The sequence below is a fragment of the Endozoicomonas ascidiicola genome, assembly GCF_001646945.1.
In the GTDB taxonomy this organism is placed as follows: domain Bacteria; phylum Pseudomonadota; class Gammaproteobacteria; order Pseudomonadales; family Endozoicomonadaceae; genus Endozoicomonas; species Endozoicomonas ascidiicola.
In genome coordinates this window covers 270,992-295,126 of sequence record NZ_LUTV01000005.1, presented here as the reverse complement: position 1 = coordinate 295,126, position 24,135 = coordinate 270,992, and the positions used below count along the sequence as shown (strand labels likewise).

Genomic DNA, 24,135 nt, shown 5'->3' with positions numbered 1-24,135 from the left:
GAATTTTTCAGGCAAGCAGTCGCAAAGAATTCTTCTTCCCGATTATCAAGTCTTGATGGTCGAAATTAAAGGCTTTGGAGTTGTCAATACAGCCGTAAGATCGTCTGACTTACGCGCCTTCCGGGAAGAAGTCTTCCTGCCATTGTTTATGAGGGTATTGTTGGTGGTTCTTGGAGAACCCGTCACACTGAAGAATCTGCGCGGGCTTTCCCACTGCGCCCAACCTGCATTACTTTACAGAGTACCTGCACTGGGTAGGCCTCCTTCTCCTGTTGTATAAATGCAAATCTTACTACAGGTCTTTCGCGAAGAAGGCCGTCGCTTTTATGCCCTTTGGGTATTTTTTAATATTTCCTGCTCCGTTTTCAACTGACGGTTTTCAGCTTCCAGTTCTTTTATTCGCTGCTGATCAGGCGTCAAAGCTTGCTGCCCTTTGCCTGGAAAAGACATTTCCTTTTTTCATCCTGTTCGCGTATCCAGCGTCTCAGGTTGTTGTCATTGATGCTAAGTCTTCTGGCGACCACTGTTACAGCCTGATTCTGCTCGACTACCATGGCAATAGCTTTACGCTAGAATTCCGGAGAATAGTTTTTACGCTGCTTTGTCACTTTCTACCTCATCATTAACTGCACTATTGTGCTTAACGAGGTGTCCTAAGTCATTAAACCACTTCACATTTTTTTTACATTGATTGGGCCGGACACTGGTCTGGGGTTCATTGTTTTTATTTTATGGAGCTAACGTTTAGATTAAAGATGAACTTTTTTATTATACAATTGTCCCATTTTATAGTGGTTAACCAAAAGTGAAAGCACATTTTCTGATCAAATGGTCAGTCGCGTTGAGGTGTTACATCTTCGGTCACATAGCTTAGTAGTTGATCAAATGTAATCGAATAATCCTGACCGATTGAATACTAATTCAGCTGATGACATGTGCTGCAATAGTTATGGAGAGGTTATGGCTAATTGTGTTTGCCTCGATCTACTGTTAACTCAAGCAGTCACAATGTCAGTAATACTTGCTGGTCGGTCAGTGATTTATTCGAAAGCAAATGGTTAACTACTTAGCACTGAAAGGGAGTAGGGATATGCTCCCTTAGTTGTGTCTCGTATAGTAACTGTCCAATTACCCAGACATATTCGATTCCATTTTGGGTGTGACATGAAATAATAAGGTAGGTTGAAGCATGAATACATCGGGAAGTGTAAATAAAGGAAGTGTACATACACAGGGACTAGTAGAACTTTTGCATAAGGTTCCGAAAAAGGAACGAAATGAACTAGTGGCAAGCTCTATAAGTAAAATGTTTCATGGCCGTAAAGCAGAAAACTGTGAAGCAGAAGCAATCAAACATATAGTATCCGAAATTCGTAAACACGACGTTCATTTAAATACCAAGAATGATATAACACATCTGATCAGTGTTCTTTCCGGTGCTATTCAAATTGAAGGATTTCATCAAGAATGGAAAAGTATCCTAGAAGTTGATGTGCCAATGAAAATGGCCAGATTGCGTTGGGCAAGTCCGGTAGATAGTGCGGTAAATGATAGGGTAGAGGCAGCACAGAATTCACAAGGATTGCTAGCTAATTCCGCGTTACCCGCCGGTGTTAGTATTGGTAGTTCCAGTGCCGAGAATAGTCAGTTTTCCGGTGCCACCGACTTTAAGTCAACGAGTATTCCAGGTCAAAGTCCAGAACAAGAAAAATCGAGAGATCACCATGGCTCCTATGTGAACAAAGCTGATGATGATATCGAGGGGAATAAGCATAAACAGTTACCAATAGGCGGTAAAAGAAAGGCTAACATGAGTGATTTATGGGTAATTGATAGACATACCGCCCTTAAGGAAGGTAGTGAGGCTGCTCCAAAAAGCATCTACAAATACGATGATATAACAACCAAAAAAATGATAACAAATGCCGATGGCAGTACAAGCTTTATTGCTTCAGCTTTGATGACGCCTTCTTGGTCTGAATCAAGCATGTTATGTGCACAGTTAAGAATGGTATCCAACACAAAACGAGGCAATATCGTTAAACGGGGAAACATAGCAGGCTTTGGTGGAGAGTCTAATATCAATGCTTACAAGGAGCATTCGGAAGCAAACAAAGCCAGCATGGAATTATATTTGAATGAACTGAAGGGTTCCCCTTCTCGGGCTTCTGATAAAGTAGTAGGGGCGGCGGCGGCTCGTAATAGAAGAATCGGGGGTATTCAGGACTTTCAGAAGAAGGATCGTAAATATACAAAAGCAGAAATTAATACAATGCTTTCAGCTGTTGAACAGATTGAAACTAAACATAGCTCTGAATTGAAGTGTTATAAGATTGAAGTAGAGAGAGAGGATGGTCGAACTGGCATATGCTCTATGGCGTCAAATGGTAAAGTAAATCATTGCTTCAAATGCCTTGGTAATATGAGAGTTGGGCATGTACATGTGATGTGTTCAGAGATTAAAGCTGAAGATGCCAGCTGGTTTGATTCGGATGAACGCTCAGGCAATGGCACCAGTGACGCCGCGCGTTCTTCAAAAAATACATCGTGTAATTCATCTTTTCCTGGTTTAGGCCAACTCCTGGGGCAAGCAGATAATGATTCTGATTCATCGTACGACGATGACGAATTGATGGGAATGTAGAAGTAATCGAGCATGGGTGTCGAGTCTTGAATTTAATATATCGATAGTTATTAAAGTCGGGGCATGCGAACGAGTACGATAATTCGTATTTGAGTCTTCAATTCCATTCATTGCGATTTTACTTCAAGGCTTGCAGTGATATTGGCTATAAATATCTATTGATATATTGATGTGTTTAAAGTTGCCGGTATTTGTTTTTTGAATAAAATCAATGTGCAAAAATACAAAATCGCTTAACTTAAGTAGTTGTGTAAATGGAATCGAATATTTATGGGTGAGTGGTTAGTTACTATGCAATATCCAAAGGGCATAAAGGCGGAAGCATAACCCTTGTGCTCTATGGGTATTTACCCTTCGGGTGGTAGCTATGTGACTAGAGTTGTAACGAAAGAGCAGTTACCGAGAGAGACTGACCACTTACTCAGAAAATATGATTCCATTTGGTCAACTACTTACTCGAATTTAGAGTTTGACGTGCACTATCGTACATATCGAAAGTTTTGAAAATACTGCGATCAGGGTTTCCAATAGCTCTAAAATGTTAAGTTTTGGCTATTTTTGGCTGGTTTACTGCCAACACATAACGAACTGTAGCNTTATTGTCATAGCACCCAAGATGAACTGGTGAAGAATGTCAAAGCCTTCTGCGTGCAGATTAACCAAAAACCAGTCGAGTTAGCCGACAGACTCCATACCAAGACGTCTCTTGACGAGGAGGAAGAGGTGCTCAGAAAACCGGTTAAGCCAAAACCAAAATAAAACCGATGGTTTCAAGTGAGTTTTGGTTTATTCTGTTTGTGGCTGTCTTTTTTTTCTTCCTTTTTTCTTTGTGAGTCAACCCTTTACGGCGATTAGCTTTCACTCAAAATATTGCTGTCCTTTCTTTCTTGAATAGACCATTCATTTTATCCACAGGCCAGCATTACTGGCCCGTCCGTACACCATGACTTTTTTATTTCAGCAGAAACTCTACGCGCCCTAATGCCATAGATAAGGACGCCTTTGCCCAATTCAGAGGAGTAATCGGAGAGGGAAGATAATGCAGCTCATCACCAATCTTAACAGAGTTGATAGATTCAGGAACTTTCCAATCAGCAACAGAGTTGCCGTCTGCAGCTATCAGTCCGGCTTTACCATAGCTACCGGTCACTTGGCCCAGCGCTCGTTTCAAATGAACCTGAGCAAAGAAAACATCCTGCAACTGCAGCAGTTTATCTTTCTCTCCCTCTGCCAGATGAGCGCGAATCATTGCCAGTTTGGAATCAAAAAACCATTGGGCTTCGGTATCCGGAATCAAGTTGGCTAAGCGGGCAAGGAACAGCGTTTCTGATGATGCATCTCCGGTGAGCGCAGGGGCATCTTTATGCTTGCTGGCTCCCGGCGCTTTTATCCAGAAGTTGCCGCTCTGGTAACTGTCTCTGGCGTAACGAATAATGCCGAAAGGTCGCTCAAGTCTTTCCAGAATAGTGACCACTTGACGTTTTTCATTCTGGCTAAGCCTTGCCAATGGCGTTGGCAAAATCAGGTTAAACAATGCGGCATCTGCCCGACGAAAACGCAGGTCAGTGGGTGGGTAATCCGGTGATTCTCCGCCCATGGTCAACTGTCGTTTGATGGTAGCGTATCCTTTGTCGACCAACTGATTCAGCAGCTTATTACTCCATTTAACCTTCTCTTTTTTGGCCGCTTGTTCAATGCTGTTCTGCAAATCTGCATTCGCTTTTAATACACTGCCCCAGAGTTCCATTGCTCTTACAACAAAAGCCACTGAAGAGGTATTCACTTTGCTGATCTCCTCCCAGGCACCTGCATCTTCAAATGTTGCAAAATCAATGGCGTTAAAATAGGCAGGGAAAAGGCTGAGCACTTTAAGGCGGCTTGGCGTCAAATCGGCTTTCTTGATTAACCCTTTACTCCACCCTTCTGCCACTGCCATCAGGAAAATACCATGGGCATCATTTTGTCGGTGATTCCAGTTCTGGGGCTTGCCATTGACGTAGACGTCATCCAATGAAGGTGAATTACCATCAAAACGAATATGCAGCACGTTCATGGTTCCCTGGTTGGCCAGCTTGGGATTATCAATCACCGCTTTCATTCGTTTGAGCTGGCGATCCGTTGCATAGTAATCCCACAAGGCAAGAATCAATCGGCGAGCCTTTTCTTTTTCTTGTGCGTTCACTTGCCCGCGCTCCAGCATGGAGAAGAATATCCAGCCAGAATCCCTGACCCAGATCGCATTGTAATTTGTGTCATCTTTCTCACCTTCCGCCACCCGCTCTGCCGCTTGGGCAAACCCTTTTGACGTGAGGTTGATGGTCAGATGAGGAAGAATAAGTTTCTCAAGTTTCCGGAACCGCTTGGCGTTTAGCGGCGCCTTGATATACGGCAGCAGTTCGGGATTAAATACATTAATAAAACGACCTTCCGCCGCCAGCACTGATTGGTAAGGCGGGTGTTTCGATAAATAGGTTTGTACCTTCCGGTAATTTTCAACTTGTTGCTTTGTCTCGGGAGAGGATGTGGCGTGGCTTTCTATCGACAGAAACCCAAAAACCAGTATAAAGAGAATGGAGCGAATAGCGATTGACGGGGAATACCTCATTACAGAAACCTAACGACAGTAAATAGGTATCAGTAGTATAGACAACAGAAGATGTACGCTAGAGAAAAGATATATTTTTAGAAAGGCATAAAAAAAGCCCTGCTTTGTTCAAGCAGGGCTTTCTGATATGGCGCACTCGGAAGGATTCGAACCTTCGACCGCTCGGTTCGTAGCCGAGTACTCTATCCAGCTGAGCTACGAGTGCGTTATGAACAATGTTGATCTGACGGTGAGGGAGGGATTCGAAGCCTTACACCGACACCGCAAGCAATATAATGTAAATCAATGGGTTACGCAAGCATGGATATGCAAAAAGTGACCAAACTGGTTGCTGAAAGTGGTTTTTGTTCAGTTTGGTGGACACTTTTTGGACACATCAAGTTGGCGTATTGCGTAATATATGAACTCTATTTTAGCGATGAGTCTGTAAAACAAGCAAACTCCATAAATTATCTACCTTTGATCCCAAAAAGAATTCTATTGCTTTTGAACGAACATGTTCCCTAGTTTCCCTAAGCTGTCCTGATGCTGCAAGATAGCCCTGCTCATTAGAGCTGGAAGCACCCATGTTACTCTCATAGTCATCCATTAACCCTTCAAAGTTACTATCTTCCTTGGTTAACCATTGTGAGAACTCTTCATCATGGTGACTGATAAACGTGAGGAAACCATCATCCTTGCACAAATCAACAAGGTATTGTTTGAACAGACCTTTATCGCTTATTGCCTGACTAAAATCAGCCTTTAATCTGTTATAACAATTTCTGACAGGACTACGCCCATAATCAGAGTAACGCTGCTCGATATGATTTTCAGCAAACTCACAAGCATCTGTTGAAAGTTGATTTTTCACATACCCTCTAATTTCAGTTGATTCTCTATTGCCAAGTAAATTATGCCTAGCCAAAACCCGTATTAATTGATCTTCATGAAAAAGAAGCTTTGATTTATAAAGCAATGGAAACCATTCAAGACCTCCAAATTTATTACAAACATCTTCTGTCAGTGACGCAGCTTTAAATCTTACTTTTATTTGGTCACAAACTTCCGCTGTATGGTCTCCACAATCTCTTGATAACATACTATCAATGATTTCAGTGACCTCTCCAATAAGATCAGGTTTTTTAAGTAAACTATTAAGAATTTCTTTATATGTATTAGTATCCAGACGAGCACTGTCAACCTTAGATTCCAGATAGCTGAGCTTTGCCATTTGATCATGATTGATAATATTAGAAAGAAGTACTTTTGCTTCATTCACTGACAGACTTTCTTCTGAATACTGGTTTGATGTTCTGTTATTTGATGGCAACTCTGTTCCAGCCCACGAAACTGGTGAGGACGAAGACGAAGACGAAGCGTTAAATTGCATTTCATCCTCGGGAGCAAATAGAGACTCTGGACCTGAAACCACTTGCCTCAAGTTATTCCGCCCACTAGTAGGTTCAGAATATAAATACTGATAACCGGGAATAGTACTTTGTACACTCTGCCTTTGTTCAGGGGTAAGAACATTTTGTATTGTATCAACCACACTGGCCCCCAGCTTTTCTCTGATAAACCGGCATTTTGGATACTTCTGAGCATGCTCATCATCTGGTTTTTCGTCTCTACCCCAATTTTGAAGACCACCGCCGCATAAAAAGCACTTCACTCGATCTCGATCATTGATTGAATAAAAACCACTATCCATAAATTCTTGGTCAGTGACGTTAGAGGGAAAATTGGGTCCAAGTCTGGAATTTTGCCAATTTTCATTATTATAAGAACGTACTCTATTAGCCTGAGCGCTCATCGCCTCATTAAATATTATTACTGTGCCAGTATTAGGCTCACTACTTTCCTCCAAATCAAAATCTCTCATAGATATCTGCCTATTTACAAGACACGGAGTTTCTCTGGTAATAGTGCTTTCGCTAATATTGTTTATTTCAAATAAGAGCTCTTTAAGAGAATCACTTGAACGAACATCACTGGCGATCTGCTCTACAGACTGACCATAATCGCTATAACTATCAGACTGCCTAAGATTTGAAAGAAGAAACTCATGAGTTAGAAGTTCGTCGAAACTTTGTGCTACATAGGTTTCACCACAATACTCAAATTCAAAAATTCTCGTGCTATAAGGCATAGATACATGTGATGAAGGTGTTTGACGAATGGTGCCATTATTTATACCCACATCATAATGACCCAGAGCTGATCTTGAAACTTCTTCAGATACTCTTCTGGTTTCGTTTGTAGAAGAATGACAACTACCTGGGACATTACCACCTTGAATATTTTGCATAAGTAAACTCCTTTACTCGAATTTAGAGTTTGACGTGCACTATCGTACATATCGAAAGTCTTGAAAATACTGCGATCAGGGTTTCCAATAGCTCTAAAATGTTAAGTTTTGGCTATTTTTGGCTGGTTTACTGCCAACACATAACGAACTGTAGCTTAAATAAGGCAGTTTTTATCAATTTCTGATCGATAGGTCAGCACCTAAAGCTCAGATAGACATTTGGAGCTCCTTGTACCGCAAGTGATTAAGGCTAACGTCTTATTATGCACTATCGAGCATCGTAAACTCTAAGCTCGAGCTACTTATACATTGATTAGAAGATAAATTTGCTGTCTAAGCAAGAATGCACATGCGTAAACTCTGGCTTTCGACAATTATAGGTCAGCCTTCTGGAGTAGTAATGTGGTAGTGAGACTGTTTATCTGGACGGAATAAATAATATTATTGGTGAAACTGGAATTACCCACAATTACGAATCATCAATTATTCCAATATGGGTGATGCGTTTTAGTATGATTCTTGTTTTTTAAAATTCGTAACTTTATTTGTTAAGTACAATATTTAAATACAACTTGTAGTAGGTGAGTTATGAACAGAATTAGTAACCATAATAGCGATTCTTCCCGGTTGCTTGAGCCTCAGAATGGCTTGAAGAATGTAGGGCAGGAAGGCAAAAAAAATAAAAAACGATTACGAGATGCTACAGATCAGGATTTGGCTACTGAACTCAGGCCCCTGAAAGATTTTAAGTTAACCGCTGTGATAAATAAATCTGTAAAGAATAATGGGGAATCTGAAGTCGTTTTTGATCAGAGTTTGGTAAAAGCGAAGCTACCACAAGTGCTGTCTCCAGAAGTGAAAGCCTGCATTGAAACTGTTTCCAGAGTGATTAAAGATAATGATGATAAGCAAGCTGTCTGGGTAAATAAAAATAAAAGTAAGCTGTTAGATGAATTGTTCAAAAATATTTCAGGGTATTTGAAAAACGACTCTTTTGATAAAGAGCAGTTTATGGGTGCGCTTGCTGAAATTATTGTTGAGCAAAACATGTTCAAAAAAAGTGGTTTTTTTGCTATTTGTTTTGTTGACTTTTATAAAACCCTGACAAAAAGAATGCAGGGTGTGGATACAATGAAATATCTTGGGGGTATACTTGTTGGATCCCTCGAATTAAATAATGATTTATGTTTTTATTTGTTTTCCATAAATAATGTTTTTTTGAATAAAGATCAAGACTGGAAAAAAAAGATTTCACAATTGTTTGATTCAAACCCGGAGCTTGTAAATAAACTGAATGTGGCGCTAAATTTCTTAGTTGCCCGACGTCTTTCTTCGTATATTCTGGAAAATGAAAAAGTACGCGAGGAAAAAAAAGAAGATAGATATTTGAGCTCTGCGAAGGGGCTTTCTGCGTGTTTTAACATTGTAGATGGATTAATAAAGGGATTTGCCAGATATAAGGAAGTTGAGGTGTTGTCATGTCGAGAAATTATATTAGCCATTGTTTCTGATATTGGACAATCGAAAGTTGATGTTTCTTCTAAGTCTGTTAGTAGGGCTCTGCAGAATTTTTTTGATTATATCGATTTGAATCGGAATAAGTTAAAGACAACTAATGGCTCCTTTTGTTATCTGAAAGAGCAAGTCCTTTTTATAAGTTTGTTTTTTGGAATTAATAGTGAGGATGGTTCAGATTTATACAAGGAGCTGATAGGTGATATTGAGAAGCTATTAAAAATCAATAGAGAAACGAATGGGTTTCGTAGTCGACTCGGTATAGAGGGTAATTCACAGGCACTAGAGAAGATGACTAAAGTGCTGATTGAAAGTATTGTAGGTGTTGGTCATAGAGAGTCGTGGAAATGCATGGGTTTTTGGGAGCTCCTGTTGTCTGGTGTCGGTTCTATTCAATTTGATAAGAATCTTTGCTTTGAAACCTATCTTGATTCTGAAGAAAAATATTTCCGTAATATATGTGATTTGAATCAGCTGGATATTGATAGGGAGAGGCTCAAATCATTTTTTAGTTTGTACTTTTTAGTTAAAAAATCCAGCTATCCGAGCGAAAGCTTGGCCTGCCTGATTTTTAAGATTATAAAAAATCATGTTGAAGAAAATGAAAGTGTGCAGGTAACTGGATATTATTGGGCTGAACTTATGATACAGTCTTTAAATGTAATTCACGATTCTAAAGAAAGATGGGATTATTTTGAAAGGCTGAATATAGATCCTGATGTCTTTTCAAAAGTGGCATTTTTTGCTAACAGAATCCCATTGGAGAAAAGTACAAGTGATAGGTATCGTTATATTCCTGATCCCGAGCATACGCTGTTTCAGATTATGTCTGGATCGAGGAAAAAATTATCTGATTGTAAAATTGGGCTCTTTGGTGTTCTTGGAAATCTTTTATGTTTCATGCAGGCTGGCCTTACCGGTAACAAGTCGGCTAAATATTTTGATAGGATCATACGTGAATATGAGAAGGGGATTGATCTCGGAAAAAAGCGTTTTTCAGATCATCTTTCATTATATAAAAATAGAGATTCAGTCGGAACGGTTGTAAAAACTCGTAAAGGAGCGGAGTGGATTGTCAGTCTAGTGGCTGATCAGATCAAGGATGTCAAGGACTATGAACCTTGGGAAGAATTGGTTGATTATCATTATCGGGTAAGTAGGCAGCCTTCTGGTGATAGAAGTTCAACCAATCCAACGAACGAAAGCGGTGAGATTACTGTACCTGTTAATTACCCTGAGGTAGATCTTGATAAACTGTTTCGCGATGTAAATCGAACACTTGGCAATGCAGATGATATATTTCCAAATAGTAAAACGCCGCGGGGATATTTAGGTCAGAGTTCGGCGAAGGATAAATATGAGTACCTACAAAGACTATGGAAAGAGAATAAAAATACAGCTGGCTTGGCCAGAAAGTTTGCAGAAATCGCTTTGGGTGCTATTCAAAAAAAATACAATGGCTATTTGAAGTCACTTATGGATCAGGGGATTCTAGATTCCACCTATTATTTTTCTGAAAATATTCCGGTGGTTGGTAGTCGTTTAATGGTTGTGGTGAATATTGATGGGGTTAAGTTTTCATTTTATCGATCAAAGTATGGTACGGATGGTAAAGAAAAAGGCAAATGGTATCCGTTCTTTGGTATAAATAATGATACTGGCTGGATTGTAAAAATGCTAAACCCTTATAAGCAGGGTGATTTGCACACCGGTATGGAGAAAATGCAATATATCCTAAACCGTTTTATGGATTGGCACCCTGATTGGGATGATTCTGATGCCGAAGGGAATGCCCATCCGATTTTAAAAAACGCGGGTATGCGGCTGGGTGCTGATAGGTTGGCGATTAATTTAATGGTTTATGGAGTGGCTGATATTTCATTACAACAGGAAAATTATACCGATGTAAAAAATTGGATTTCGTGTCAAATGTCAAGAGTAGCATTAACACATAAGGATGAAGAAACATCTTTAGATAAAATTATTATTGAGATTAATGGGGTTAGAGAGGATCAAGATTCAATTAATAATATGATCTGTGTTCTTTATTCTTTAATGCAGAAATGCTGTTCTATAAAGAGCGACTACACAGCTGAATTGTCAAGGTTGTCTCGGTTCGATGATTTGCATCGATGTTTAATGCCCATTAATAAGCCTCTAGCTGAGAACGGAAATGTTTTAGAGGATTCTATGTTTTCAACCCATGTTCAATCCTATGATTGGTCTCGGATTTTTAATGAATGGAATAAGGTGCTAAATCTTGCGTTATCAACTCCGAAATCCGCCATAGTTAAAGCGACTGGAAAGCCTGACTCAGATTCATCCTGTGTGTTATATAAATTTCCGATCAGGGATTTTGTGGTTAAAAATTTTTCATCTAAAGAAGAAACCAACTTTCACAAGGAATCAAGGCTTTTAGAAGCCATGAATCGCTTAACTGTAAAACATGAGAAGTTGGTATTAATGCCCAATCTTGGTGTACCTATGTTTCAGTTCATTGATTCCAGCGACTCCGTTAACTTTGCCATCATTAAGTCTATTGTGTATCAGGCACTGGTGGAGATGAAGATGATGCAGGAGATCAATATCGTACACGGTGATATCAAACACGCTAACATGGCCTTATCTCCTTTTGATGGTGTTCTTTCTTTGCTTGATTTTGATAGTTCTTATGAGACTGATAAACCAGTTACTTCTTTTACCTATACTAATGGTTATCTGTCTCCTGAGGAGGTAACTCTGAAGGCTTCGATCACATCAAGGGATCTTATTAAAAATGATATTTACGCTCTTGGGCTTACTGCGCTATCGTTATTTTACCGTACCAGAATCAGTGGGATTAGTAAGGAATCAGATATTCAGGAAGTAAAGGATAGCGATGACTTTAACCAGCGTAGGCTGACTGACCTCTCCAAAAAGTACGGGGATTTTACAGATTCGAAAGGTACGAGTTTTTTGAAGCTACTCCGTTGTATGCTTGAGCCTGATGCAGCTCATCGTATAAGCTTGGAGGATGCGCTCGAGGATCCGTGTTTCACTGAAAATAATCTGACAGACGCTGAGATTGGTGTGAGGATAACTCATGCACTGAAAAAACTGAGAAAAAATGATGCTAAAGATAATAAAAACCGTTTTGTGTATCAAGCGGGTCTAAATTTCTGTGCATCTGCGCTCAGGTTATCAGACGTTTCCAGAAAGGCAGTTGAGCAATTTAAGACAGGTTCCAGTATTGGCCCCCTGCATCGTAATTCCATTCTGGCTGCGTGCAAAGAACAGTTCTCTCACCTTGTCCCTCTTGTCCAGGGGGTTTTCTCATCCATTCATGCAGATGGCTATACACCTTTCGAATTTATTCACGATAAGCGCTATCAGAAGTTTCTTGCCGGTAGTCGTATGATTATATCGCTGAAGGAATTAGCCGACAGCACTTTGAATTACGATACGGATATGGCTGATGTATCAACAATAAAAGAGTTTGACGTTATTGTTAATACATGTCTAGGGACCAGTTTTTTACCGTTTCTTGACTATGTAAAGAGAGTGAATACGAATTTAAAGCCCTCTGACAGCTATCAGAAAAACGAACTTCTGGAAAGTTGTAAAAAACAGATTTCTCTTTCAGTTGGAGATATGGGCTCTGAAATAATGTGTGGTTTGATTGAATGGAGAATACGTTTTGAAAATACTGGTGCTGATATAGGCGACAGAGAATTTAATGAAGCTTTAACTCGGTCAGTTCAGAAACTATGTGATAACGGATTGCTGGCTGTCGGTAACGCTATGATCCAGCTGTTCGAGAGTGTGTCGAGTGTTGAGGTTGTTTCTGGGGTTAGGGAAGAGCAGAATCTACCGACATCACCTGAGGGTGAAACGTCAGCCGTCGATGATGGAGTGGTGTCTCGTTTGCCGTTTGATTCTATCACCCTAAGTGAGGATGTTGCCGGGGTTGTCTCTCAGGCAGAATGTTTGCAAACGAACCAGAAATTAAAAAATGAAATTATTAATATGAATCGCCTAAGGCTCGGAGCATTGTCTGAAACTGTGTCTCATTCCGGAACCGTTAACCCCCCTTATTTAGAAGGTGTTGATGAATACGATATACTGAATTTTCTCAGGATACACTGTCCGAGTTTTGATAAGAGCAGCAAGATTGAAACCTTTGAACTTTGCTCTGTATCATTACCTCATCACAAGATTTCAATACTGGATCAATTTATTGTTGACGGGCGGAACTTTTTTATTTTAAAAGTGACTTCTAAAGAGAGTGGGATGTTAGCTTATATGCCAGGCTTCTTGAAAAACAGTGCCCCTCCCCATTACTGCGTTGTTTATAAGAGTATTTCTCATTCAGTTTTCAGGATTCTTCCCGCTTTTATTTGTGATAGTGCTACTGATATGTCCAAGACAACCAAGTTCTTCTTGTCATTTTGTGAAAATTCACTGACATTGCCTTTTGATGTGCAGAAGTTCTTATTTGACAGGTTGTCATATTGTAAAGGTCGATTAATGCCGATGCGTGCTCATAGTTTAGAATCTCTGAAGGGCATTGTACCGACTCTGACCCCGGCGGAATTCAACAGTTTTATTAGTAATCGCTCTTCTTCTGGAAAGTGGCTGGCTGGCAATATATTGAATCTGACAGAGAGACCTGACCATACTATGGTTGCGGATACAGATAGTCTTCAAGTGTTCAATTCACAACATGAGCCTGATTTCGGGTGCCTTGTCGATTCTTTTGAAGGTGTTGTTACCGGCGTTGACGGCGTAACAAAGAAGGTGTTGTTCGAGAAGTTCTTATCTAAAGGAAAACAATCATATTATATTTTTGTCAGGACAGTAGATGACAGGAAGGTTTCGATCGCGAGTATACAGTGGGCTGATGAGCGTGAAGCATTTAATTACTCTGATAAAACGGTCATTCAGGCAGATAGTTTATTGAACCCGCTTCATGAATATCGCGGCGCTGGTGATCTTTTGGCTCCGGGAATGCACATTGATTCAGTCAGTTCCGAAACCGTGGATACATGGCATTTCATGAAACAGTCTTCGATCATTCTGAACTATTACAAAGCAAAAGGTGAGTTTTTGCCTGCATAAGTAGTTGGCCATTTGAAATCGAATATTTCTTGCTGAGTGGGCAGTTGCTATGCAATGCCCGAAGCAACACAGAGAGCGTTGCCCTTGTGCCCTGTGGGTGTTTACGCCCTTTTGGTGGTAGCTATGTGACCGGAGTTGTAACGCCGCGCGACTGCATGGATGCAGGAGGTGGTACTCGAGGGCATAAAAGTAACGCAGGAGCAGTTACCGAGAGCGGCTGTTCACTTAGTCAGAAAATATGATTTCATAAGGTTAACTACTTAAGGCTGAATCATTAAAAAGATGCTTCAGTCAGAAAGGCGCGATTTAAAAGTCAGCTTTTATTTGGCCTGAGCTTGTCAAAGGGGGGGAACCCTATAGCGGCAAGCTCAGTCCAAACGGGAATAATCTCAGGTTATTTCCTGACAAGTCTTCCCTCAGGCAGAAGCCAGAGCCTTAACCTGAGCGTTCAGGCGGCTCTTATGACGAGCAGCCTTGTTCTTGTGGATGATGCCTTTGTCGGCCATACGGTCGATAACAGGCACAGCTGCAGTCAGGGCAGCAGTTGCAGCTTCAACGTCTTTAGCGTCGATGGCTTTAACAACTTTCTTGATAGAAGTACGAACCATAGAACGCAGGCTGGCGTTGTGCTGACGACGGTCTTCAGACTGACGGGCGCGCTTGCGAGCTGAAGGAGAGTTAGCCATTTTGGTGCTCCTGGAAAATCTATTTAAAAATAAATGTCTTTCAGTTAAATCAGGGCGGCTTGGGGCACCCTGCATGGAATAGGTTGTTTGCCGCAGTTACTGATGTTGCCACGGGTAAGGCGCCATCAGCCCATATTCCACCTAAATCTTTAATCAGCTCGTGATGCTTTCTACTTTCTAGTGAACAAGCTCAAGGCTGTTTAGCCGCGGAACTATGCCGGTTTAGCGGGGGGTTGTCAATACAGTTTCTTGTCTGCAGGGCTTTGAAACTGCCGGATTCTGGTCTTTATGGGAGGTGGTACGTGTCAGTGGATTTAGCGGGTTTCAGAAATAACATGGGCAATAGCCAAGACGTTGGATATTATAAATCGTTTATTATTTTTAATTCTGAAAAATTCACTAATGAGTAATTCTGAAAACAATCCGCCATCCGATCATCCGGAAGTGAAAAAATCGGGGCTGCTGCGTTCCAGCCTGATGGTGGGCATGATGACCATGCTGTCCCGTGTGCTTGGTTTGGCTCGGGATGTGGTGGTGGCAGGCTATTTTGGTTCCACGGCGTCTGCGGATGCCTTTTTTGTAGCCTTCAAAATCCCTAATTTTCTGCGTCGTCTGTTTGCGGAAGGTGCATTCTCGCAGGCTTTTGTGCCCGTGCTGTCGGAATATCGTACCCAACGCAGCTTTGGGGATGTTCGCGAACTGGTGAGCCGGGTTAGCGGTACGCTGGCGGGTACACTGGCGTTTGTCACGGTGCTTGGCGTGCTGGCGTCACCGATACTCATCAGACTATTTGCCCCCGGCTTTATGGATGACCCGGAAAAGCTGAATCTTGCCGGTGAGATGCTGCGAATCACCTTTCCGTATCTTTTATTGATATCGCTGACTGCGCTGGCAGGCGGGATTCTCAATACTTATGGGCGATTTGCGGTGCCTGCTTTTACGCCGGTGTTGCTGAATGTCAGCCTAATTGGTGCAACGGTACTATTAACTCCCTATTTCGATGAACCAGTGATGGCATTGGCCTGGGGTGTGGCCATTGCGGGTATTTCACAGTTGTTGTTGCAAATCCCCTTCCTGTTGCAGATTCGTTTGCTGCCTGTGCCCAAGTGGGGAGCAAAACATGAAGGCAGTCGACGGATCATGACGTTAATGATTCCCGCGCTGTTTGGTGTGTCCGTCAGTCAGATCAATCTGTTGCTGGATACGGTGCTGGCGTCGTTCCTGCAAACCGGCAGTGTTTCCTGGCTTTATTATTCCGATCGTTTGTCTGAATTGCCTCTGGGCGTATTTGGTATTGCCATTGCCACTGTGATCCTTCCGAGCCTTTCTGCCAAACACGCGGAAGCGGACAGCAATCATTTCTCCCGAACCATGGATTGGGCAATTCGGTTGGTGTTGCTGATTGGGGTGCCAGCGGCGGTCGCCTTGTTTATTCTTGCGGGGCCGTTAATTGCTACGTTGTTTGATTACGGCGAGATGACGGATCGTGATGTGTTGATGTCGGCCATGAGTTTGAAGGCATACTCCCTCGGTTTGGTGGCCTTTATGCTGATAAAGGTCCTCGCGCCAGGTTACTTTGCCCGGCAAGATACCAAAACGCCGGTAAAAATTGCCATTAAGGCCATGGTGGCCAATATGGTGTTTAACCTGGCCTTGGTATTTCCTTTTCAGCATGCGGGTTTGGCGTTGGCCACTACGATGTCGGCTTTCTTAAATGCCGGTCTGCTGTTCTATGGCCTGAAACGCTCCAGTGTCTATCAGCCAGCTAAGGGTTGGCGTTTGTACTTTGCCAGAATCCTGATCGCTAATCTGGCAATGGCAGCAACGCTGGTTTGGCTGGCGGCGGATATTGAGCAATGGTTGGGTTGGTCCTTGGTAGAAAGGTTGACGCAAACCGCCCTATTGGTTTGTTCGGGAATGCTGGTTTATATCATTGTTCTGCTGGTCAGTGGGGTACGCCCAGCCCAGTTCCGCCATTAATGGCCTTTTTTTCTGGGGCCTGCGGAGAAATTCAAGCGGTCAACTGCTGAATTTAGGTTAAAAGGTAAGGCGGCTCACACCGAGGGCTGAGTGCTTTCCATATTGATGGATTGGCCGGCAATTACATAGTCCAGCCACTGGGCCAGAAAGAAGTTATGTTGTTCTTTCTCATTGGGTTGATGCATGGATGGATTGGGGTATTCATAACGTGATTCAACCCGTTGGCTGCTTTTCTGATACACGACCTCTGCCATCATTACATCATGGTAGAGTCGAACTTCTGCTGTAGGCGGCGTGACACTGGTAATCCAGCTGAGGCTCATATCCAGCTCAAGCAGGGTTGTGTAAGGTGAACGATTAACGATGTTTACCCTCAGCCAGGCCGGTGATTGCTGATCAAGATGAAAAAGCGCTGGAAAATAAAAAGTACTTTCTTGAGATTGTTTTTCGAACGATGATTCTGATAAGGCAGGAAGTAGTTTCATCAGGCGCTGATAGTTAGTTTCGCACACTGCCTGGAAGCGAATTAGGTTAACCTGATACTTTGGCTTTCGGTGAAAATGGCTCATATTGCTGATTATAGCGGTTCGCAGCTTGTAATCTGTAAGTGAACATCACAACATCTTTTAAGAATCTATACAAAGGAATGCTTCTTACTACTGCAATTTTTGACCAAAATAGTGTAGATTTCACCGATTAAACTTCTATTGCGTAATTACCCAACCAGGGTCAGTTATCGACCTTCATACGCTTGGTCTGGTGTAACTGGCAAATTTTCCAAGGATCACGAGATTATGTCACACAACAGACGTAAAGGTTTTTTGCTTGCTGCCCTGGCGGGTGCCGTCCTAAATGTACACGCTGCAGTACCTTCCCAGGTCAACCTGATGGATGTTTACAACCTGGCGCTGGAAAATGATGCGCAGCTTGCGGCTGCCAAAGCGTCTATGATGGCGACCCAGGAAGGGGTGAATCAGAGCCGCGCAGGTTTGTTGCCAACACTTGGGTTGAAGGCGAATACTCAGTACAACAAAACCACGACAGAATATGAGAGTGGCTCTGATACAGATTCAGACTATAACTCCCATGGTTGGGGTGCAACCTTAACTCAGCCGCTGTTCAATATGAATAACTGGTACACCTACGATCAGGCTAAATCTGTTGGTGATCAGGCATCGGCTGTGTTCGCAAATGCCCAGCAGCAATTGATTCTTCGGGTTGCAGAAGCGTATTTCAGTGTCCTCAGTTCTGAAGATGCTCTGTTAACAGCGAAAGCACAAGAACGCGCACTCAAGCAGCAGTTGGATCAGTCCCGTGAGCGATACAATGTTGGCCTGATTGCTGAAACCGATGTGCTGGATGCACTGGCGGCTTACGACAATGCTCGGGTAGCAAGGATTCAGGCAGACAACCAAGTCTCTGTCAGTTATGAAAGCCTGCGTACCATCGTAAACCAGAACGTAACCAATGTTGCGCATATGGATAAGGTGATGCCAGTGGTTGCTCCGGCACCCAGCGCGCCAGAAGAGTGGGTACAAAGTGCACTGGCTAATAACCTGTCGCTCAAGGCTTCTCGCGAAGGTTTAATGGCTGCAGAAACTAATGTGAAAGCTAAACGTTCTGGCCATGCGCCAACGGTGAATGCTTTTGCTAGCTACAACTACAGTTCGGATCACTCCAGACGGGGGACTCCAGGTGTAAATAATCAGCTGATGACAGGTGAGGGGGATCAAACCGTTTTCGGCCTGCAAGTAGATCTCCCAATCTTCTCTGGAGGCGCGACCAGCTCCGTAACCCGTCAGGCTGGTTATCAGCTGGAACAAGCTCAGAAGAACTATGATCAGCAACTCCGTGATACCAACGCCACCACCCGTAATCTGCTGAGAACCACCATTTCGGATGTTGATCAGGTTCAGGCGAATTGTCAGGTGATCACGTCTTCTGAAAGTGCCCTGAAGGCTACTCAGAGCGGCTACGAAGTAGGAACCCGTAACATCACTGAAGTTCTGGACGCCCAGCAGCGCCTTTACTCTTCTATCAGTAACTATCTGAATGCCCGTTACAACTTCATCGTAAATACGCTGAAGCTGAAGCAAATGGCTGGCACTCTCAGCCCGGCCGATCTGGAAGAACTTAATAAATGGATGACCGACGGTGAAGATGAGTTGTCTGTGCCCGCTTCTTGCCGTGCCAGTTAATTTATTGTCTTTTTTATAATTGCTTCACTAACGGCTCCTTTGGGAGCCGTTTCTTTTTGGCGTTTCAATTATCCGCATCACTGGGCTTCCTATACTGATATTAAAACCAGTCAGGGAAGACCAGTCGATGAATGATCAGCCCCAAAGCTTTGAAGCTATCATGAAAACCCATGTGAATGGTGGTTGTTCATTGGCAGAGGCTTTCCTGAGAACCTTCGCTCCCGAAGACCTTCAGGAGCAACAAGCGTCCATGGAAAAAATCCTGGGTAAACTCTCGATTCAGGGTGTGTCGTTCGAAAATGATTACTACTTTATTGATGGCAGCCGGCTGAATCTTGATCTTGATGCTGATTCCATTATGGCGACCAAGCCTTCGGAACGTTAACTCTGATCTATTCGGATATTAACCTGTCTATTAACGCCATCGTCTTGTGGAGCGCTCCCGTATTCTGCTTCACAAACTGACTGCCATTGTTGGCCATTTCTTCGCATATTGATGGATTGTTAAGAAGCGCCACTACAGAGTTTGCCAAGTCTTCACTGCCGCTAACCAGCTTCATACCACCGGCCTCAACCAACGATTGACTGATCTCTTCAAAGTTAAAAATATGCGGACCGGATAAAACCGGTAACCCAAGCGCCGCCGGTTCCAGCATATTGTGCCCACCGGTAGCCACCAGACTGCCTCCCACAAAAGCAATATCAGAAGCCGCAAACAACTTCATCATTTCGCCCATGGTATCCCCGAGGATGACTCTGGTTTCTGATTTAGGCGCTACACCGGCGCTATGTCGAATAACAGACAAGTGATTTTCCTGAATCAGCTGGCAGACTTTATCAAAACGCTCAGGATGCCTTGGCACCAGAACCAGTCTCGCTTCTGGATTCGTCTTCTGAATGAGTTTATAGGCATCGAGCACCTGCTGATCTTCACCTTCATGGGTGCTGGCAGCAATCAGAATACGGATGTTCTCTCCCATGCCTTGTTGCCACTGCTGGCGTAGGGCTTTACCCGCAGAAACAGTCTCGGTCGAAACATCCAGATCGAACTTGATACTGCCAGTCACTGTCATTTGCTGTTCTGGCAAGCCAAGGTTTAAGAAACGTTGAGCAGTTTCCTCATTCTGCGCTGCAACCCTATTGATTTGCTGCAGCATGGGTTTTACCAAGCCAGAGAAACGGCCATAACCTTTTGCTGATCGTTCCGACAGTCTGGCGTTAGCAATCAACACTGGAATCCCACGCTGATGGCAGGCAGCAATGGTGTTAGGCCAAAGCTCGGTGTCGATTACAATGGCGATATCCGGGCGCGTTTTGTTCAGGAAGCGGGAAACGGCATCCGGAAAGTCATAGCAGGCATAAACATGTTCAACACTGTCACCATGAATTTTTTGGACCTGTGCTGATCCAGTAGGTGTCATGGTGGTGATGAGAATTCGATGCCGGGGATAGTCTTGCTGCAGCCGTTTAACCAGCGGTGCACTGGCAATGGTTTCTCCAACCGAAACCGAGTGTACCCAGATCAGAGGTTTATCCGATTCAGGAAGACGGAAAAAACCAAAACGTTCAGCTTTTCTTTTGGAATACTCTGGCGCCTTTTTAGCACGACTATAAAGCCGTGCGACCACCAGTGGAGACATCAGATATAACAGCAGGGAGTAGAAAAAGCGACTCATGCAACCATTGCCAGACTTATCATTGGAGCGATGGATAATAACAGATCTCGTTTAAAAGACCGCTGTTTACACCGTATACTTGCGGCTTTCACTCATGTAACCACAAAGAAGAATCAGAAAATGACCGAAAAGAAAGGCTTCCGCCTGACCCGCATTTACACTAAAACCGGTGATAAGGGCATGACCCGCATTGGTGAAGGTCAGCAGCTGCCAAAATCCCATCCTCGTATTCACGCCATTGGTTCGGTAGATGAGGCCAACAGTTGGCTGGGCATGTTAATTCGCTCATTGCAGCAAGGGAATGAGGTGAACCAGAAGCAGTTGGCAGCGATTCAAGATATACAACACCGTATGTTTGATGTGGGCGGTGAGCTCGCCATGCCCGGTTATCAACTGATTCAGGAAGAGCACACCAAAGCCATTGAAGCTCTGATAGATGAGCTGAATGAGCCTCTGCCCAATCTCAAGAACTTCACTCTGCCCGGTGGTGGTCAGTCGGCTTGTAATTGTCATATGGCCAGAACCGTGTCTCGCCGGGCAGAGCGCACGATTATTGAATTGCAGGAAAGCGGCGAAGCGGTCAATGAACCATTGTTGAAATTCGTTAACCGGTTGTCTGATTTAATGTACGTCCTTGGTCGTCATTGTGCTTTGCAGGATGAAGGCGAGGTACTGTGGCAGGCTTCAGCCATGACAGAACAGCAACCGTAATCACCGTTACAGTTTTGACAACGTCCTTAGCGCCCGCTCCTTGTCAACCGGAGAATCTTTGAACCACGACGATTCCAGTGCCTGAGATATCGTGGTTCTTAACTTCGGAATTGGGTGCATAAGGCCGTTTATCAGGCTGGTAAGTGCTTTTGCTTCACGATGATAATCCGGCACTGAGTCAACGATGGCATCAAAGTTTCCAAGCTTGTTTAGTCTTGCAGATTCTTTCATGTAGTCATCATTGGTGATGTCAGAAGAAAGTTCAGGTAGTGCGGTTTTGTACGTGCCATCAGGTAGAGGGGTTGTATAATTACTCATGGCGCGTTTAATTCGAAATGCTTTTTCCATCCTTTGATTGGGTGAAAGGTCACCAATGCTGCTGCCATTAAAAAAACTGGAACCCTCGCCCTCAAGGCCGGTCAGAAACTTGTAAAGCATTTGCCCCATAGCGTAAGCGTCAATGGCGGGATCTGCAGGCACACCATATTCTTTGCCTTGAAGACTATCAATGGCCTCTGGTGATGTGTAGTCTTCATGACAGCAGGACACCTTCTCGCCAACCCTGGCTGATTCTCCGAAGTCCAGCAATTTTACGTGCTTTGAGCCAGTATCAAACAGAAAGTTGGAGGGTTTAAGGTCAGCATGAATAATATCGTTCTGATGGGCGTGGTTAACCGCTTTGAATTTTTGATGTTCCAGAAATTTAAAGGCGTTGAAAAGTTCTCCGGCAGGCAGTAAAGAATCGCTGAGCTTGTTGGTGATTGAGCCGAGCTCCGATCCATTCAATAGTTCGTAAATCAGACCGTCACGATCGGGCTCAGAGACGGTGCCAAGATAGTGAACAATGTTTGGATGGGTAGGCATGGCTTCCATGATTCTTTGTTCATTTGTCAGGCTGAACTCTCCTCGAACCGTTTTCAAGGCAGCACTTCTAATCTGTCCGGATTCATCTTCCTGAATAACTTTATGAATTGTGCCAAACCGACCGGTACCTATGGCTTCATCTTCCGTATGAAAAGGTTGTGTGCTATCCAGCACTTCACTATTTCCGACCTCAGAGCTGGAGAATGCCTCCTTACTTGTAACATCAGTGGATTTAATACTGTAACTTGAGAGTGGGGAGGTTTGAGAGTTGTATCCCGAATCATTATGCTCCCCGAGATAGGGGCTTTGAGAAGAGTGTGGCTCTATGGATTTTCCAAGCCACTCTTTAGAAGGTTCGGAGATAGAAGGTTCGGGCGAGTTGAAGGGGCTGGGTTCCTGCTTTACCTCCAAATCGGTATTGGGCGTTATTTTCACTATATTGATTCCATTCATTAACGTTAATAACCATGAGTTCATTGGCAGCTATCGGTGTGTATTGATCAAGCAAACTGCAGTTGAAAATAAAGTGCTGCTAACTCTGCTTTCTGATTTAATCAATTCGATTAGTCGTCGTTGTGTCCTGCAGAATAGCCGAGCATGAAGACGATAGCCTATTGCAGGCCTCAAAAACCATAAAAGTGAACCATCCGAATGACTGGACGATTTTACCCCATTGGCACACCAGGTACGCCCTGGAGTGATGCGGAAAAGGCTGAATGGCTGGCGTCAGTGACGGTTAAGCGTAGCTATCTTGAAGAAGTTATGGATAAAGTGTTGGCACTTAGTGATCAGTTTGAACTGATTCAATACGGCGCTTTGAGTATTAACCCTGAACGGTTTCCATTGTACGCATTAAAAAGCAAGAGATGGGACAGCAGCAAGCCAAGTGTGTTGATTACTGGCGGTGTACATGGCTATGAAACCAGTGGTGTACAAGGTGCAATTAAGTTTGCTAAAACCAGCGCAGCTAAGTATGAGAGCCATTTTAATTTACTGATTGCTCCCTGTGTCAGCCCCTGGGGATACGAAGTGATTAATCGTTGGAACCCGGAAGCGGTAGATCCCAACCGATCTTTTGTAGAAAACAGCCCTTCTGAAGAGTCCGCAGCTCTGATGACGCTGGTGGCTGAATACGACAATGACTTTTTGGTGCATTTCGACTTGCACGAAACCACCGATTCTGATGAAGACGAATTCCGCCCAGCACTGGCTGCCCGAGATGGGAAAGACTACGAACCGGACATTGTCCCCGATGGTTTTTATCTGGTAGACGACAGTGATAATCCTCAGCCTGCTTTTCAAAAGGCGATGATTGATGCTGTCAGGAATGTGACACACATTGCGCCACCGGATGGGAATGGCATGATTATCGGTTCACCGGTAATTCAGGAAGGGGTTATTCAGTATCCGGTGAAAAGCCTTGGTCTCTGTGCCGGTATGACTCATTGCACCTATTGCACGACTACAGAGGTTTATCCGGACAGCCCAAAAGCCACGGATGAACAATGCAATGATGCGCAGGTGGCTGCGGTAGCCGCAGGCCTTGATTATATTATTGGTCAGGGGGATTAACAAAACAGATACTCGTTATGAGTAATTTTCAAGTGATATAAAACGAACGTTTAGTTAGTATTGCGCAACTTTGTAAAGGTTATGCCGGTGTTTGATAAAGAAAACCGGCGCTTTCTACTGTCATATGACGATAGAAAGAGGGAACAGGGTGAAACTCCCTGACTGTACCCGCAACTGTAATGGAAGAGCTTTAAATCATACGCCACTGGTCTGAACAGGCTGGGAAGGCGATTATAAGCAATGAGGCCAGAGTCAGGAGACCTGCTTTTACAAAGCCCATAATGATAAACCGGGCGG

Annotated in this window: 15 protein-coding genes, 1 tRNA gene and 1 riboswitch; of the genes, 7 read left to right on the top strand and 9 right to left on the bottom strand. The window is 43.4% G+C overall.

Going from position 1 to position 24,135, the window contains the following annotated elements; genetic code table 11:
• Positions 1-324: 324 nt before the first annotated feature.
• Positions 325-450: a hypothetical protein gene (locus AKL11_RS26480; protein WP_281180371.1), complete on the bottom strand. Its 126-nt coding sequence runs from the start codon at positions 448-450 to the stop codon at positions 325-327.
• Positions 417-554, bottom strand: a complete 138-nt coding sequence (locus AKL11_RS26665; RefSeq protein ID WP_095210419.1) for a transposase — start codon at positions 552-554, stop codon at positions 417-419. Before AKL11_RS26665 ends, AKL11_RS26480 begins: the two co-directional genes overlap by 34 nt.
• 635 nt (positions 555-1,189) lie before the next feature.
• On the opposite strand from AKL11_RS26665, the gene AKL11_RS15140 reads away from it, so the two are divergent.
• Complete coding sequence (locus tag AKL11_RS15140) at positions 1,190-2,644, top strand: hypothetical protein (protein WP_157673590.1); 1,455 nt, start codon at positions 1,190-1,192, stop codon at positions 2,642-2,644.
• Between the two features lie 952 nt (positions 2,645-3,596).
• Here AKL11_RS15140 and AKL11_RS15135 read toward each other — a convergent pair.
• The 3 genes from AKL11_RS15135 to AKL11_RS15125 all read right to left on the bottom strand — a co-directional run bounded on the left by AKL11_RS15135 (position 3,597) and on the right by AKL11_RS15125 (position 7,539).
• Positions 3,597-5,249 carry a glycoside hydrolase family 15 protein gene (locus tag AKL11_RS15135; RefSeq protein WP_067518929.1) on the bottom strand — a complete coding sequence of 551 codons (1,653 nt, stop codon included), beginning with the start codon at positions 5,247-5,249 and terminating at the stop codon, positions 3,597-3,599.
• Between the two features lie 128 nt (positions 5,250-5,377).
• Positions 5,378-5,454 (bottom strand) — tRNA-Arg (locus tag AKL11_RS15130).
• Between the two features lie 207 nt (positions 5,455-5,661).
• Positions 5,662-7,539: a baculoviral IAP repeat-containing protein gene (locus AKL11_RS15125; RefSeq protein ID WP_067518927.1), complete on the bottom strand. Its 1,878-nt coding sequence runs from the start codon at positions 7,537-7,539 to the stop codon at positions 5,662-5,664.
• A 588-nt stretch (positions 7,540-8,127) separates the two neighbouring features.
• On the opposite strand from AKL11_RS15125, the gene AKL11_RS15120 reads away from it, so the two are divergent.
• On the top strand, positions 8,128-14,151 hold the full coding sequence (locus AKL11_RS15120) for a protein kinase domain-containing protein (RefSeq protein WP_095210418.1): 6,024 nt from the start codon (positions 8,128-8,130) through the stop codon (positions 14,149-14,151).
• Positions 14,152-14,567: 416 nt separating this feature from the next.
• Here AKL11_RS15120 and rpsT read toward each other — a convergent pair whose 3' ends face one another.
• Positions 14,568-14,837, bottom strand: a complete 270-nt coding sequence (rpsT, locus tag AKL11_RS15115) for a 30S ribosomal protein S20 (RefSeq protein ID WP_067518922.1) — start codon at positions 14,835-14,837, stop codon at positions 14,568-14,570.
• Between the two features lie 402 nt (positions 14,838-15,239).
• Between rpsT and murJ the strand changes: the two genes are divergently transcribed.
• Entirely contained in the window at positions 15,240-16,817 is a 1,578-nt protein-coding gene (gene murJ, locus AKL11_RS15110; protein WP_067518919.1) for a murein biosynthesis integral membrane protein MurJ, read from the top strand.
• Positions 16,818-16,891: 74 nt separating this feature from the next.
• On the opposite strand, the gene AKL11_RS15105 is transcribed toward murJ, so the two are convergent.
• Positions 16,892-17,386 carry a DUF1249 domain-containing protein gene (locus AKL11_RS15105; protein ID WP_067518917.1) on the bottom strand — a complete coding sequence of 165 codons (495 nt, stop codon included), beginning with the start codon at positions 17,384-17,386 and terminating at the stop codon, positions 16,892-16,894.
• Positions 17,387-17,611: 225 nt separating this feature from the next.
• Between AKL11_RS15105 and AKL11_RS15100 the strand changes: the two genes are divergently transcribed.
• Positions 17,612-19,015 carry a TolC family outer membrane protein gene (locus AKL11_RS15100; protein WP_067518915.1) on the top strand — a complete coding sequence of 468 codons (1,404 nt, stop codon included), beginning with the start codon at positions 17,612-17,614 and terminating at the stop codon, positions 19,013-19,015.
• A 127-nt stretch (positions 19,016-19,142) separates the two neighbouring features.
• A complete protein-coding gene (locus AKL11_RS15095; protein ID WP_067518913.1) occupies positions 19,143-19,400 on the top strand; it encodes a hypothetical protein in 258 nt (85 codons plus the stop codon).
• Between the two features lie 7 nt (positions 19,401-19,407).
• On the opposite strand, the gene waaA is transcribed toward AKL11_RS15095, so the two are convergent.
• Complete coding sequence (gene waaA / locus AKL11_RS15090) at positions 19,408-20,691, bottom strand: lipid IV(A) 3-deoxy-D-manno-octulosonic acid transferase (RefSeq protein WP_067518911.1); 1,284 nt, start codon at positions 20,689-20,691, stop codon at positions 19,408-19,410.
• Between the two features lie 120 nt (positions 20,692-20,811).
• Between waaA and AKL11_RS15085 the strand changes: the two genes are divergently transcribed.
• On the top strand, positions 20,812-21,402 hold the full coding sequence (locus AKL11_RS15085; protein ID WP_067519721.1) for a cob(I)yrinic acid a,c-diamide adenosyltransferase: 591 nt from the start codon (positions 20,812-20,814) through the stop codon (positions 21,400-21,402).
• A gap of 6 nt (positions 21,403-21,408) precedes the next feature.
• On the opposite strand, the gene AKL11_RS15080 is transcribed toward AKL11_RS15085, so the two are convergent.
• Entirely contained in the window at positions 21,409-22,719 is a 1,311-nt protein-coding gene (locus tag AKL11_RS15080; RefSeq protein WP_157673589.1) for a protein kinase domain-containing protein, read from the bottom strand.
• 198 nt (positions 22,720-22,917) lie between these two features.
• On the opposite strand from AKL11_RS15080, the gene AKL11_RS15070 reads away from it, so the two are divergent.
• A complete protein-coding gene (locus tag AKL11_RS15070; protein WP_067518899.1) occupies positions 22,918-23,838 on the top strand; it encodes a M14 family metallopeptidase in 921 nt (306 codons plus the stop codon).
• 101 nt (positions 23,839-23,939) lie between these two features.
• Positions 23,940-24,121, top strand: a riboswitch (cobalamin riboswitch).
• Positions 24,122-24,135 lie beyond the last annotated feature (14 nt).

Excerpts from the sequence above, each read along its gene's own strand:
- AKL11_RS26480 (WP_281180371.1), bottom strand. The coding sequence starts at position 450 with ATGTCTTTTCCAGGCAAAGGGCAGCAAGCTTTGACGCCTGATCAGCAG.
- AKL11_RS26665 (WP_095210419.1), bottom strand. The coding sequence starts at position 554 with ATGGTAGTCGAGCAGAATCAGGCTGTAACAGTGGTCGCCAGAAGACTT.
- AKL11_RS15140 (WP_157673590.1), top strand. The coding sequence starts at position 1,190 with ATGAATACATCGGGAAGTGTAAATAAAGGAAGTGTACATACACAGGGA.
- AKL11_RS15135 (WP_067518929.1), bottom strand. The coding sequence starts at position 5,249 with ATGAGGTATTCCCCGTCAATCGCTATTCGCTCCATTCTCTTTATACTG.
- AKL11_RS15125 (WP_067518927.1), bottom strand. The coding sequence starts at position 7,539 with ATGCAAAATATTCAAGGTGGTAATGTCCCAGGTAGTTGTCATTCTTCT.
- AKL11_RS15120 (WP_095210418.1), top strand. The coding sequence starts at position 8,128 with ATGAACAGAATTAGTAACCATAATAGCGATTCTTCCCGGTTGCTTGAG.
- rpsT (WP_067518922.1), bottom strand. The coding sequence starts at position 14,837 with ATGGCTAACTCTCCTTCAGCTCGCAAGCGCGCCCGTCAGTCTGAAGAC.
- murJ (WP_067518919.1), top strand. The coding sequence starts at position 15,240 with ATGAGTAATTCTGAAAACAATCCGCCATCCGATCATCCGGAAGTGAAA.
- AKL11_RS15105 (WP_067518917.1), bottom strand. The coding sequence starts at position 17,386 with ATGAGCCATTTTCACCGAAAGCCAAAGTATCAGGTTAACCTAATTCGC.
- AKL11_RS15100 (WP_067518915.1), top strand. The coding sequence starts at position 17,612 with ATGTCACACAACAGACGTAAAGGTTTTTTGCTTGCTGCCCTGGCGGGT.
- AKL11_RS15095 (WP_067518913.1), top strand. The coding sequence starts at position 19,143 with ATGAATGATCAGCCCCAAAGCTTTGAAGCTATCATGAAAACCCATGTG.
- waaA (WP_067518911.1), bottom strand. The coding sequence starts at position 20,691 with ATGAGTCGCTTTTTCTACTCCCTGCTGTTATATCTGATGTCTCCACTG.
- AKL11_RS15085 (WP_067519721.1), top strand. The coding sequence starts at position 20,812 with ATGACCGAAAAGAAAGGCTTCCGCCTGACCCGCATTTACACTAAAACC.
- AKL11_RS15080 (WP_157673589.1), bottom strand. The coding sequence starts at position 22,719 with ATGAATGGAATCAATATAGTGAAAATAACGCCCAATACCGATTTGGAG.
- AKL11_RS15070 (WP_067518899.1), top strand. The coding sequence starts at position 22,918 with ATGACTGGACGATTTTACCCCATTGGCACACCAGGTACGCCCTGGAGT.